The organism is Paenibacillus sp. FSL R10-2796 (assembly GCF_037965315.1).
In the GTDB taxonomy this organism is placed as follows: Bacteria; Bacillota; Bacilli; order Paenibacillales; family Paenibacillaceae; genus Paenibacillus_AQ; species Paenibacillus_AQ odorifer.
In genome coordinates this window covers 3074405-3088150 of the sequence record NZ_CP150178.1, presented here as the reverse complement: position 1 = coordinate 3088150, position 13746 = coordinate 3074405, and the positions used below count along the sequence as shown (strand labels likewise).

The 13746-nt window shown below is 43.1% G+C and carries 13 protein-coding genes; 2 read left to right on the top strand and 11 right to left on the bottom strand.

Features of this window, described 5'->3' with window-relative positions; all coding sequences use genetic code 11:
* Positions 1-7: 7 nt before the first annotated feature.
* Both thiD and thiE read left to right on the top strand, forming a co-directional pair.
* Positions 8-838: a bifunctional hydroxymethylpyrimidine kinase/phosphomethylpyrimidine kinase gene (gene thiD / locus NST58_RS13970; RefSeq protein ID WP_248548109.1), complete on the top strand. Its 831-nt coding sequence runs from the start codon at positions 8-10 to the stop codon at positions 836-838.
* The gene (gene thiE, locus NST58_RS13965) at positions 828-1484 is read left to right on the top strand and encodes a thiamine phosphate synthase (RefSeq protein ID WP_081383238.1); all 657 of its coding nucleotides are present in this window, start codon (positions 828-830) and stop codon (positions 1482-1484) included. Before thiD ends, thiE begins: the two co-directional genes overlap by 11 nt.
* Here thiE and NST58_RS13960 read toward each other — a convergent pair.
* From NST58_RS13960 to NST58_RS13910, 11 genes are all read right to left on the bottom strand, one after another.
* Complete coding sequence (locus NST58_RS13960) at positions 1465-2157, bottom strand: pseudouridine synthase (protein ID WP_076125945.1); 693 nt, start codon at positions 2155-2157, stop codon at positions 1465-1467. The genes thiE and NST58_RS13960 overlap by 20 nt on opposite strands.
* Positions 2158-2271: 114 nt before the next feature.
* Positions 2272-2454, bottom strand: coding sequence for a DUF3934 family protein (locus NST58_RS13955; protein WP_036686296.1), 183 nt, complete (start codon positions 2452-2454; stop codon positions 2272-2274).
* Positions 2455-2570: 116 nt separating this feature from the next.
* Positions 2571-2969, bottom strand: coding sequence for a hypothetical protein (locus NST58_RS13950; RefSeq protein ID WP_076125942.1), 399 nt, complete (start codon positions 2967-2969; stop codon positions 2571-2573).
* 121 nt (positions 2970-3090) lie between these two features.
* Positions 3091-4176, bottom strand: a complete 1086-nt coding sequence (asd, locus tag NST58_RS13945; RefSeq protein WP_038570412.1) for an aspartate-semialdehyde dehydrogenase — start codon at positions 4174-4176, stop codon at positions 3091-3093.
* Between the two features lie 466 nt (positions 4177-4642).
* On the bottom strand, positions 4643-5245 hold the full coding sequence (locus NST58_RS13940) for a response regulator transcription factor (RefSeq protein ID WP_036686291.1): 603 nt from the start codon (positions 5243-5245) through the stop codon (positions 4643-4645).
* The gene (locus tag NST58_RS13935; RefSeq protein WP_076125940.1) at positions 5245-6381 is read right to left on the bottom strand and encodes a sensor histidine kinase; all 1137 of its coding nucleotides are present in this window, start codon (positions 6379-6381) and stop codon (positions 5245-5247) included. The genes NST58_RS13940 and NST58_RS13935 overlap by 1 nt, the downstream gene beginning before the upstream one ends.
* Before the next feature lie 158 nt (positions 6382-6539).
* Complete coding sequence (locus tag NST58_RS13930; protein WP_076125939.1) at positions 6540-7604, bottom strand: fatty acid desaturase; 1065 nt, start codon at positions 7602-7604, stop codon at positions 6540-6542.
* 143 nt (positions 7605-7747) lie between these two features.
* Complete coding sequence (locus NST58_RS13925; RefSeq protein WP_076125937.1) at positions 7748-8944, bottom strand: hypothetical protein; 1197 nt, start codon at positions 8942-8944, stop codon at positions 7748-7750.
* A 14-nt stretch (positions 8945-8958) separates the two neighbouring features.
* The gene (locus tag NST58_RS13920) at positions 8959-10557 is read right to left on the bottom strand and encodes a response regulator (protein ID WP_076125936.1); all 1599 of its coding nucleotides are present in this window, start codon (positions 10555-10557) and stop codon (positions 8959-8961) included.
* A gap of 17 nt (positions 10558-10574) precedes the next feature.
* Entirely contained in the window at positions 10575-11894 is a 1320-nt protein-coding gene (locus NST58_RS13915; RefSeq protein ID WP_076183887.1) for an extracellular solute-binding protein, read from the bottom strand.
* A gap of 62 nt (positions 11895-11956) precedes the next feature.
* Positions 11957-13681, bottom strand: a complete 1725-nt coding sequence (locus tag NST58_RS13910) for a sensor histidine kinase (RefSeq protein WP_076125934.1) — start codon at positions 13679-13681, stop codon at positions 11957-11959.
* Between the last annotated feature and the right edge of the window lie 65 nt (positions 13682-13746).

Here is a 13746-nt window from a genome sequence, read left to right as displayed (position 1 = left end):
GAATTCGATGATTATATCCAAAGCTCTAACCATTGCCGGCTCCGATAGCGGCGGTGGTGCTGGCATTCAGGCCGATCTAAAAACCTTTCAAGAGCTTTCTGTCTATGGGATGTCCGTCCTCACAGCTGTGACAGCGCAGAATACGCTGGGTGTCCAAGGGGTTTATCCAGTGACTCTGGAAGCTATAAATCAGCAGCTTGATTCTATAGGACTTGACCTGCAACCAGATGCCGTAAAGACCGGGATGTTATTTAACAGCGACATCATCCGCATTGTGGCAGATAAAATTAAGTATTACGGCTGGTCTAATCTTGTAATTGATCCTGTGATGGTCGCTAAAGGAGGGTCCACACTGCTGCTGCAGGAGGCGGTTCAATCCTTAATCAGCCATCTGCTGCCCTTAGCATTGGTGACGACACCCAATATTCCCGAAGCCGAAATGATCACAAAGATGACGATCTCCACCATAGAAGAACGCAAAAAAGCAGCCAAAATCATTCATGGCATGGGCTCCAAATATGTAGTGCTAAAAGGGGGACATGATACCTCAACCACAGCCGTAACCGATCTTCTATATGATGGTCACGAATATACCTTATTGGAGAGTAGCCGGATTCAGACCAGACATACGCATGGTACAGGCTGCACCTATTCAGCAGCAGTTACCGCCGAGCTAGCCAAAGGCAAATCCGTAGCTGAGTCCATTCAAACTGCCAAAGCATTTATACAAGCGGCGATTGAGGACGAGCTGGGCATAGGGGCTGGGCATGGACCAACCAATCATTTTGCTTATCAAAACAGACTGCGGGGGATAAACAGTGCAACGAATGAACAGTGAACATCTGCGAGATCTATTAAAAGTCTATTTCATAATGGGCAGCGTAAATTGCCGTAAAGCTCCCGTTAAGGTGCTGCAGGAAGCGGTAGCTGGGGGCATAACCATGTTTCAATTCCGTGAAAAGGGTACCGGATCCTTAAGCGATAAGGCACGACTTAATCTTGGCAGACGACTTCAAAAGATCTGTCATGCCAATGGCGTGCCCTTTATCGTGAATGACGACATTGATTTAGCGATCGCGCTTGATGCGGACGGAATTCATGTAGGACAGGAGGATACACCTGCATTGGCGATCCGCCAGCTACTTGGAGAGAATAAAATCATTGGTGTATCCGCTCACTCCTTCGCTGAAGCTCAGCAGGCGATTGCCGATGGAGCCGACTATCTGGGCGTGGGTCCCATCTATCCTACGTCATCCAAGGAGGATGCCAAAGCTGTTCAAGGCACTGCGATGATTGAAGAACTAAGAAATAAAGGCATTACCATCCCTTTGGTTGGCATTGGGGGAATCACGCTGCAAAATGTTGCACCAGTATTAACAGCTGGTGCGGATGGGATTTCTGTTATCTCAGCGATTGCCGGAGCTGAAGATATTACCACAACTGCCAGAGGCTTTGTTGACAAAGTCAGTTTAAGCGGGACATAAGCTCATACAGCTCTTCACTGCTTAAATGCCGCCATTGTCCCAGTTCCAAGCCGTCTAATGTAATATTCATAATTCTTATGCGCTCCAGCTTTAGTACTCTATATCCTAACTCCTTGCACATTCTGCGTATTTGCAGATTAAGACCTTGAGTTAGGATAATTCTAAACTGACATTCTGTGATCCGATAGACCTCACAAGGTTTCGTTGTGACTCCAAGAATGTTCACGCCGCTAGACATCGCCTGTAAGAATTCTGACGTAACCGGTTTGTCTACATGAACTACATATTCTTTTTCATGCCCATTCTCGGAACGCATCATTTTATTTACAATCTCTCCATCGTTGGTTAACAAAATGAGGCCTTCCGAGTTTTTGTCTAATCTGCCAATCGCAAAGATCCTTGAAGGATACCCTACAAAATCAATAATGTTCCCAGCCACATGTGGGGCTGCTGTACAGGTAATGCCTATCGGCTTATTCAAAGCGAGATACACTGGCTCCCCTTTACTGCTTGTTATCGGCTCCCCATCGATCCATACGATATCCTCTGGCTCTATAAGAATGTTCGCCTCACAGACAATACCGTTTACAGCGATTCGACCTGCTGCAATTAATCGTTTGGTTTCCCTTCTGGAACAAAAGCCTGTTTCGCTTATATATTTATCGATTCTCACTGCTGATCCTACTTTCATTCTATATACTTACCTTACCTCTAGTCATAAAAAAACACCTGATTTTAACGATCAAAATCAGATGTTAACCTTCAGGAATAACCCAGTTTAAGGGAGCTATTTGGTGCTTCCGCTTTTTTTCACGTTACTGCCCTTGCTTCCACCTGCACCTTTAGCACCTGGACCCGTCGTTGGGTCACCTTTTGCAGGTTTAACTGGTTTTGCTGTTTTGTTCCAGCGTGTCCAGCCTTTACTCCCCGTACCTCTGCCTGTGCCGCCACCTTTACTTTTTGCACCCATCATATCACTCCGTCAGTCATTCAGAATTCGTATAGTTTATACACTTTACCTATCTTACCACACTCTCAACCTTTCTGTTTAAGTAATAACAAATGCTTCATCTTATTAGCCACTGTTTAGAATTTAGCATCTTTATTCATTTCATGAATATCAAAGGTATCCTGATGTATTTCGATGGCGATGACGGTGTCCTTTTTTTCAAAAAATTGCACATGTCCTAACCGCTTGTCCTCCAGCTCTATCCATCCAGCATCGTTTAATTTATTAAAATAGCCGTCAGGCCGATAAAGACCTTGTACTCCCCCTATATTATCCAACTCGTACTTTGCTCCAATTTTTATATTAGGGTTATTTGAATTTGTTATCACTACGATTTCTTTGGCATTCTTCGGAATAGGAATTTCGGCATTTATAGAGGACACTCCATACTCTTGTTCCTCTTGAGCTGACGATGTACAACCGCTTGTAAACAGGATTAATGGTAACCATATAAAAGCTAATAAATATTTATTCAATGGCATCCTCTCCTTCCATAACTTATTTTACCAAATTCAAAATTAAAATAAAAACACCCCACCAAAGACTAAGCTTTGTTGAGGTGTCTATTCACATCAGCTTTGCAGCTCATGCATGGACTTATTTCGGTTGAATATAACCTTCTGCTTTCAGAAGCTCAGCGATCAGCACAGCACCGCCAGCTGCTCCGCGCAAGGTGTTATGGGAGAGACCTACGAATTTGTAATCATAGAGGGCATCTTCCCGGAGTCTGCCCGTCGATACGCCCATTCCGTTCTCGATATCACGATCCAGCTTGGTCTGTGGACGATTGTCCTCTTCAAAATAGGTAATGAACTGTTTAGGTGCGCTAGGCAGTTCAAGCTCCTGAGGACGTCCTTTAAAACTCTTCCAGAGATTCAGAATCTCTTCTTTGGACGGTTTTTTCTCAAAAGAAACAAATACAGCAGCCATATGTCCATCCGCTACAGGCACACGGATACACTGCGAAGTAATCGTTGGCGCTTCACTCTTTACGATACCCTCTTCTTCAACGCTTCCCCAGATCCGCAATGGCTCTTGCTCGCTTTTCTCTTCTTCGCCACCGATATAAGGAATCACGTTGTCCAGCATTTCTGGCCAATCTGCAAAAGTCTTTCCTGCACCAGAAATCGCTTGATAGGTGGTGACCACCACTTTAGAAGGATTAAAGTCTTTGAGCGCATGAAGTGCAGGCACATAACTTTGAATGGAGCAGTTAGGTTTAACCGCAATGAAACCTGTCTCTGTTCCCAGACGTTTTCTTTGCTGTGCAATAACCTCAAGATGCTCCGGATTAATCTCAGGAATGACCATAGGCACGTCAGGCGTCCAGCGATGCGCTGAGTTATTGGAGATTACTGGCGTTCCGGTGCGCGCATAAGCTTCTTCGAGCGCTTTAATCTCATCTTTTTTCATGTCTACAGCACAAAAGATCAAATCTACATCCGCAGCTACTTCTTCTACCTTAGAAGCATCTTGGACCATAATATTCTTTACGTTCTCAGGCATTGGAGTAGATAACTTCCATCTGCCCTTGGCCGATTCTTCATACGTTTTTCCAGCAGATCTAGCACTGGCAGCAATCGCAGTTACTTCAAACCAAGGATGATTCTCTAGAAGGGCAATAAAACGTTGTCCTACCATACCTGTGCCGCCAACTATGCCGGCTCTTAGCTTTCTTGACATCAGAAAATACACTTCCTTTTGATTAACTGTCCTATTGTGGATAATAGGCCGATAATTAATGATATACGGCGCGGGAACATTTGGCGAGTGTTAACATCAAAATAACATTAAAAATTTTATTTTTAGCGGATTATATTGAATTTCACTAATGCTAATAAAAGAAATAGCTGCACTCAGTACAATTATAAGTCTATTTTCTGCTTAGACAACTCTTTAACTGCATTCTCTACAACTATTTCCCCGAAAAATAATGGAAATGCCCTCTAAGTGAACTTTTAGATGTAAGAAATGCAACTAAATCGCATCTGCAGAGCATTTTATAGCATATAGTTGTAGGAAATACATCTATTTGCGATTGGTGAGTATAAATTAGGAATCAGCGCTCTGCGATCAGCAATCGGCAATCGGCAATTAGCGATTTACGTTTACAAGCTGCTTCAACCAACTAATCGTTTCTTACCCCCGCTTACTTAAACCAACCTTTTTCCTTAAATCGAGTGATTGCCTCGATGCGGTTACCTACATCCAGCTTATCTAGTATAACTGAGATGTAATTCCGGACTGTTCCCGTGGTAATGTACAACTGGCTGGCGATCTCTTTTGTATTTTTACCGTCGGCAATGAGTCCAAGTACTTCCTTCTCCCGCTGAGTCAGAGGATTTACTTCACCGCTGTAGGCTTCATCCATTAGCTCCGGTGCATACATGCGTCGGCCTGCCATCACATTACGTATCGAAAGTGCCAGTTCTTCGCTAGGACTGTCTTTCAGCAAATAAGCATGAACTCCCGCCTTGAGCGCACGTTCGAAATATCCCGCACGGGCAAAGGTGGTTAATATCATCGTTTTGCAGCCGCTATTCTTCAGCGCTTCCGCAGCGTCGAGACCACTCATCGCTGGCATCTCAATATCCATAATACAGATATCCGGCTTATGCTGCTGAACCATCGCTACAGCTTCTTCCCCGTTGCTTGCCCGGCCCACGACCTTCATATCCTCTTCTAAATCCAACAAAGATGCCAGCGCTCCAAGGAGCATTCGCTGATCCTCAGCGATTACAATCTTAATCATTATACGGTTACCTCCTGTTCCGGATGCTTAAATGCATTTGGGACCTTAATCACTATCGTAGTACCCTCATCTCGCACGATATCCATACAGCCATTTACAAATTCAAGACGTTCCCGCATACCTTGCAGCCCATGTCCTTTAAAATAAAGATCATTGCCCGGGATGCCGGTTCCATCATCTTTCACTTTAATGATGAGATCTGTGCGTGTGGGTTCAATGATAATTGCGCAAGATTGTGCATTACTATGCTTCACAACATTTGTGACAGCTTCCTTAATACACATGCTGAGCACATTCTCCGTAATCAATGAAGTGTTAGACAGTTTAGGATTGCCTTGCAAAACATAGTCGATCTCCGCAGCCGCAAGAAGCTGCTGAATATGAACGAGTTCGTCCTCAAGCCGAATGCCGCGCATTCGCGTAATCATCTCCCGGACCTCTTTCAGCGCACTTCTTGCCGTCTGGCGTACATCATTGATCTCGGCTTTTGCTTGCGTCGGATTACTGTCGATAAGCTTTCCTGCCAAATCACTTTTCAGACCAATTAACGAAAGCTTCTGACCTAATGTATCGTGAAGATCACGTGAAATCCGCTGGCGTTCCTCGAGCTTAACCAATTCTGAAATACGCTTATTAGCATCCTCCAATTGGTCTTGCAGCTTCCCTTGATTATTCCGGTTATAGGTACTGATTGGCAGCAGGATCACTGCAATCATACTGACAAGCACAAAGGGAAGCTGGCTGATAAATACGGGATTACGCGACAGCAGCTCATAATTGATCGTAATAATCGTAGTCAGCAAATGAATGGAGTACAGGGTGAAGAACCCTACTCGGTTCTGGATATTCCCAATAAAAAAGGCTAAAAAAAGCGCAAAATACATATATCCGAACAACAACGTCATCGTTATAGAGACCAGTATCTGCACGCTCGTCCAAAAATAAACTAACCAACCCTTGGAGACAAAAGAAAGCACATAACAAACAAAAAACACAGCGATCATCAAGATTCCCGAAACTACCTGGTAGGGAGAAGAGGACCGAAAGATGAAATAAAACGGTAGAATATAAAATACGACCCATACATAAGGGCTAAGACCTGTACTTTTATGAAAAATATGATGCCACTTCTGCATGTTCGCTCTCCTTTTTGCCATATGCCACTCACCTTATTCTAGCATAAATCCGGTAAAATCCGGTGAACCACAACGATAAAGAGAAAAAAGATTAGAGCGCGAATGAGTTCTCCGGCTCTAACCTTCCATTTTGCTGCTATTTGATTACAATGTAGCTATTATTCTCCCTGGAGTCTGGGCTTATGAACTTGCAGGACCTCGCCTGCAGTTTTCGGTTTATTTAATATGGACTTCATCTCTTTGAAGCTAATGAATCGTTTATTTTCCTCATCCCAAAGACGGAAATTAAGGGCCTTCAAGCTGGTACCAATCGTAATCGTTGTTGCTTTTTGTAGCGGTGGCGTCGCGTTATGCGCTTTTTCCAAATTATAGTTTGGCACCTTTGGACTTAAATGATGCACATGGTGGAAGCCGATATTGCCCGTAATCCATTGCAGCACCTTCGGCAGCTTATAATATGAGCTACCTTCAACCGCGGCCATCACATAACTCCATTCAGATTCATTCTCGAAATAAGAGTCTTCAAACTGATGTTGGACGTAGAACAACCATATGCCGAGAAACCCTGATACAAATGCTACAGGCAGCTGCACCATAAGAAATGCCTGCCAGCCAATAGCCCATATTAGCAAGCCATAAAGCGCTGCGATTGAAATATTCGTCAAATAGGTATTCATCCGCTCTTTGCGTCTAGCACCTTTAACATTGAAACGATACTGAATCATAAAAACAGCAATCGGTCCAAGACCAAACATCACGATGGGATTGCGGTAAATCCGGTAATATAGACGTTTCCAGAAGGAAGCCGCTGCGTATTCCTCGACCGTCATAATCCAAATATCGCCGATCCCTCTTTTATCGAGATTACTGGAGCTGGCGTGGTGAATGGAATGACTATGTTTCCACTGCCGATAAGGAACCAGTGTCAGTACACCTGTGATCGTTCCGATAATATCATTCGCTTTACGATTCTTAAAAAACGATCCATGTGTGCAATCATGAAAAATAATAAAGGTTCGAATTACAAATCCTGCTGCAGGAATAGCTAACAGAAGGGTGAGCCAATAGGAAACGGATAAAGAGAAATAAGCTCCGCCCCATAACAGCACAAGTGGTCCTAAAGTATTGATGAGCTGTCTTATACTTGCGTTGCGGTCATTTTTCTCGTAAGGGGCTACACTCTTTTTAAGGCTGGAGAGCTGTGATGTCTGTTTTGTAGTCATCTATATCGTTTCCTCCTTGATGTGTCCGGCTAAGGATCTTTTCATCTACTCTAAGTATAGAAGATAAAGTGTCATCCTATAAGTCATAAACATCAAGTAGAGAGTATGACAAATGTCATACTCTCCTTCTCATTTAAATTACGTTAGCATTGCAGCCAACATCCATCTTCCTTCACTTCGTATTGACCTTTGATCTCACCAATTCCATTAAGGATTAACGAATCTTTATTAAAAGTTGGAGGTTCATCTAGTACGAGGTGCAGTTTATTAATATTTCGAAGGTCAGCTGTATAGTAGCTAATCACTGGCTTTTCCAGAAAATACTCCGCATCATTGATTTGGATTCGTAAATTATTCTTATGAATGCATTTCTCATCTCCACCAATAATACCCATAGGATTAAAACCCGTAGATTTTATATCTCCTTCAATATACAGGTGGTACCCTTCAAGGCTGATAAAATCAATGAATTCCTTCTCCCTGATTGTTTTGACCGATTGCATAATATCTTCCGTTTCTTTGCTGATGGATATCTCCTCGAAGGGAATGATGACTTGATCCACAAATTGCTTAAAAAACGCATATAAACTTAACTCCGACTTCATAAACTCTTCTTTCCAATCGGTCCGAAGCTCATCCAGCAGCAAACATATAAACAGACCAGAACCGTAGCAGCTTCTTCTGATATTAGCCGAAGATTCAAGTTCATCTATTAAATACGAACTGAATTTGTGCAATACTTCCTCATTAGGTAGGGTGGATTTTTCGGCATAGGCATTTAATTCAACATACCATGCGGGTCCTTCCAGCGTTTCAATAAGATATTCATTTAGCACGTACTCCCCGAGCAGTTGTTCTCTTTGTTGACGGATGGCAATAAATCTGTACATTGCGTGATTACGCTCTTCAATAGTAGCTGCCATTACACTAAGATATAAATGATGTCTTTCTTGAATCCGCAATTCCATATTTTCGAGGGATAAAGGGTAGGTAATCATCAATAATTCATCTGCATAACGTTCATCTCCCATCAGGAATTGATAACCGTGAAATAATTCGTGTACACAAATGGCGTACAAGTCTTCGAATTCTTCATGTAATTCCAGATTAACGATGGCTGTAGGGTGATCCTCATATAAAATGATGGTATCTCCTGAGAATTCATTACTCCAAGGAAGCAAATGTGGATGATATCCTACCGTTTTGAATTTGGGATGATTGTACAGATACACGTTATCCTTATTATAAAATGCAAAAGAAACAGCCTCGAACCCCTTCCAATATTTCTGCAGCTTGTGGTTCGTTAAACACTTAACAATCATCTCCAAATGAAATTCCATCCCTTACCTCCTCGTTAATGGCTCTGCTTAGTATGCTCTTCTCGGTATTCTGTTGGTGTTTGACCACTAGCCTTTTTAAAAACCTGTGTAAAATAACGCGGGTCCTGATAACCGACAAGAGGAGCTATCTGATACACTTTTACGTTGCTGCTCTGCAAAATATACTTCGCCCGCTCCATCCGGCAGTGTGTAACATACTCCAAAAAGGTATAGCCTGTTATTTGCTTATATAAAGTGCAGAAATGACTGATGCTGAGATCAGCCAGCTCCGCTACTTCCTCAATACTTAAATCTTTATGGTAATTACTCTCAATATAACGTTTCGCTTTCTCGATGGCGCTACGCGTATCCTCGCGGTTCACAGGCTTGTTCCCTTGCTCCAATCGCACACCAAACTCTTCTTTCAGAGCAGAGATCACTTCATTTAAAGTGCCGAGATTGTGCATCTTGCTAAGTAATCCATGCAAGGACCAATCTGAATTTATATTCAAATACTCATAATTTCTGTATAACACAACGATCAATTCAACAAGAAGACGTTCAGCCATATCCTTAGGAACAGCTTGTGACTCAATAAATAAAGCAAGCTCATCAAATAAAGACCACATCCGGTCTCTATTTAAGGTACGTATACTTTCAATCAGCGCGGTTTCCAGCTCTTTTGGGTATTTCACCTCTTTACTGCTTGGGAACGATATCTCTTCATCAATAAAGACCCCGGCAAGCCCCGAATAGAACCGTTGATATAAGGCCTTCGCGGCCAGAGGGTAAACCGTACTTAATTGATCAATGCCTTGTGTGGTGCGGCTGATGCCTACGGAACAAGACTGCTTGGAGTATCTCTTGATTCCCGCTATCAAATGTTCACCAAGTTCTCTCCTGCTGGCGCTTAAAGATCCAGGGAACAGTAGTATCCACTCTCCATTATGAAACGGGAAAACCGTCAGCACGCCATGCTCCAGTGACCATTCTTCCACAATATTGCGGATTGCAAACAGCCATAGCCGTTTTTCTTCTACACTCCATTGACTGCTCAGTGTGGTGTAGTCATCTAACTGGACAACAGCCATGAAATATCCGCTCTCCAGTTCACTGTTCTCCAGCCATTTCAGATGCTCAAGCGGCCTTGCATTTCCCAAAGTGATTTCTGCAAACAGACGTTCACGTGCAAGCAATGACAGCATCTGTACAGAATGAATCAGCTGATCATTTTGCTTCTGTTCATCCAGCTTGGTTCTGGCGCGGTTTAGCATTTCAACCAGTTCATCATGATCGATCGGCTTCAATAAATAATCAAAAGCACCTTGACGTAATGCTTCTCTTGCATATTCGAACTCTCCGTACCCGCTTATAAAAATAAACACCAGCTTCGGGTTTTTAGACAATACTTCCTTCATCAACGTAATCCCGTCAATTACGGGCATGCGAATATCACTAATCACGATATGTGGTGAAGTGTCTTCTATCAAGCGGAGAGCTAATTCTCCATTTCGGGCCTCTCCCACAATCTCCATCTGAAGATCATTCCATGGAATGGCTGCTTTTAAGCTACGAAGAATAATCGGCTCATCATCCACGATTATTACTTTATATTTCTCTTGTAACTCATCCATTCCCTGCACCTCCAGGATCATTGTACACTTGAGCTTTGGATCAAATTCCAGTATTGAATGGAGGATGCCTGCACTTGCTTTAACGCTTGCTCAGCAGACATTTCTCCGTTAATCATCTGTTCTATAACACTCAGGAACGTTTTTTTCACTTCTGGTGACAATACATTATCATAAGGGACAAAGCTCTTCCGGTTAACTTCCATCATATTCATGACTTGCGCGAATACGGGTCCTGTCTTCTCAGGATCAAAGGCGATGCGCATAGACGGAATTCTCAACCCTTCATATACAATCCGAGTCTGAACCTCCTGGGTGTAAAAAGCTTTCATGAGATCGAGCGCAGCCTCCCGCTTCGCTCCGCTTAGTTCGGAGGAAAGGCCGATGCCAAATGTATAACCGCCGGCAATCGAAGGTTGTTCCCCCTTCTTCAATGTGGGAAACGGAATAACACCTACCTCATTTTGAAAATCCGTAGGAGCTGCTGTTCCGGCAAATAAATTGATATCCCAGTTTCCGTTCAGATACATCGCAGCCTTGCCGCTCGTAAATAATCCCACCGCATTTTCTGTGGATAATGCATTCGATTTCGTGCTGAAGGCACCTTCTTTGATCCATTGCTCCAAGTGCTGAAAAGCCTTTAAATACGCCTCATTCTGAAAGCTGGCTTGATCTTCACCAGTGATCAGCTTCTCGATCAAGTCGGCGCCGGCATAACGATCCATTAAATAATGTGCAAAAATTCCTGCGGGCCAACGATCTTCGTTGCCAAGTGCAAATGGAATATACCCTGCCGACTTCAGCTTTAGTATGGCAGCATCAAGCTCTTGCAGCGTTTCTGGCGGCTTCAAACCCAGCTTTTCGAAGATGGTTTTATTAAAATATAAAGGTTCAGCATTCCCTTCAATGGGCAAGCCATAAATATGGTTGTCAAAGGTCCAGAGATCCAGATCCTTGAATTGATTGGTTAGTGCATTCTCCCGGACGAAATCCGTCAGATCAATCAGACGCTTAGAGCGTACATATGGCTCAATCTCCGCTCCACCGAACAAAACAAACATATCTGGCGGGGTGCCAGTAACCATCTCGTTCTTCAGCTTTTGGTCACGGTGCAACGTCTGGTCTAAACCTTCAAAGTTAACTTTCACATTTGGATGCTCTAACTGGTATTTGTCCACGATATCTTCATAAATAGTCAACAGTGGCCGATCATGCTCTTTTATCCAGAAATGACGGAAAGTTAATGTGATTTTCTCTGGTGAATCATCTTCAATGGGTTCTTGCTTTCCTAAAGTTATAAATAAAACCGCACCCGAAATCAGCACTAGATATAACCACATCCAGCCCCATTTCAATAACCATTTTTTGATAACATTCTCCCCCTTTCTTTCCGTACGGTCGATTACGGCAGTATTTTTGGTATTCGGATTCGGATGGTTGAACCAAAGCCGGGGGATGAACACACTAGTATGCCGTATGGACTGCCGAACCGAATATTCAAGCGTTCATGCACATTTTTAAGCCCCACGCCGCTATCACTGTATTTCTTCTGAGCACTTCCCTCGTTATCCCAAAGACTCATCATCTTGGCAAGGTCAAAGCCGGGGCCGTTATCTTTTACGATAATGATCATATCCATGCCCATTTCATAGGCCGTAATCTCAATGACCCCTGGGTCCTCCATCTGCTCAATCGCATGATACAGCGCATTCTCAACAATCGGCTGAACGATCAGCTTTTGTGTCATGAACGTCCTAAGACCATCCGAAAGATCTATGATATACGAGAATTTATCTTCAAAACGAAACTTCTGGATATCCAAATAATGACGGACATGCTCGAACTCCATATGCAGCGGAATCAGCTCCTGATTCTGACTGATACTGATTCGCAGCAGCTTGCCGAGTGAGATGACCATTTTGCTAATATCTTTATTGCCTTGCAGCACTGCCATCGAATTAATCGATTCGAGTGAATTATAAATAAAATGAGGGTTAATCTGCGCCATTAGCGCTTGCATTTCTGCTTCCTTCTTACGTCCCTGCTCAGTCTCCACCTGCACAAGCAGTTCATTGATCTGCGTGCTCATCCGATTAAAGCCATCAATCAGCAAATCACTTTCATCATCAGCACGATAGGGTGTAGTGATCGGCGTAAATATCCCTTGCTTCACCCGCTTCATCCCGTTAACCGCACTATTAATACTATGAACGAGCCTCCGTACGAAATAGCGGTCGAACAAAATGGCGGACAACAGCGAAACTGTACTTAAAATAATCGCAATATTCCGGATGGATACAGATTCTGACGAGATGAGATTCATAGGTGTAATGGCTACTAAATACCAGGCTGCATTATGAGAAGGTAGGAAGGTTATGAGTGATTTTTCCCCCTGATAGTTGTCGATGTAATAGTCATGTTCCTTAGCATAATCATTCTGTAAAAAGGGGAACTCTGTGCGTTGTCCAATATGTTCACCGGATTTATTAAAAACGATATTGCCTAGCTTGTTGACCAGCAAAATATCCCCCTTCTTGAGGGTTGCTGCTTCCCAGAAAATCTGATCCAATAAATCAGGTTTTACATTAACAACCAGATATCCGATATCTTCGAGAGAATATGAATCTTTGATTACTCTTGCTTGTACAAGTACCGGATTGCCGGAGATCTCCGAGCCATTTTCTCCCGGTCCTGACCACACGGGCCGCCCTTCGGCGCCTTCCATCGCGTCAAACCAGCTTTGTCTCTTCAAGTCCTCAAAAGACATCGATGCATTGTATTGATAAATTAAACGATCTTTACTATAAAAACTAAATGAAGTAATCATTGGATGATCAATGAGATAACTGCTAAGCTCCTGCTTTCGATCATAAGTGATTACAAAATTCTTCTGCTTCAGTGATTGCTGAACAACCGGCTGCGTAATTTTTGAATTCGTGATCGAGGTGATTTCACTAAGCGCGAATTTAAGCTTTCGATCCGTTTCAAGCAGTGAAATCCAGTAGAAATTGCTTGATTTTTTCTCCATTGCATTAGAAAAATTAACGTAAGTGACGATCCCCATCAGAATAACCGGAATAAAGACGAGAAGAATAATAGCGAACAAGATTTTACGGCGGAGTTTCATGATATTCCCCTTCCCCCTGCTGTCTCTGTCCTCTAGTATTCTTCACAAAACCGCCTATTCCCTGT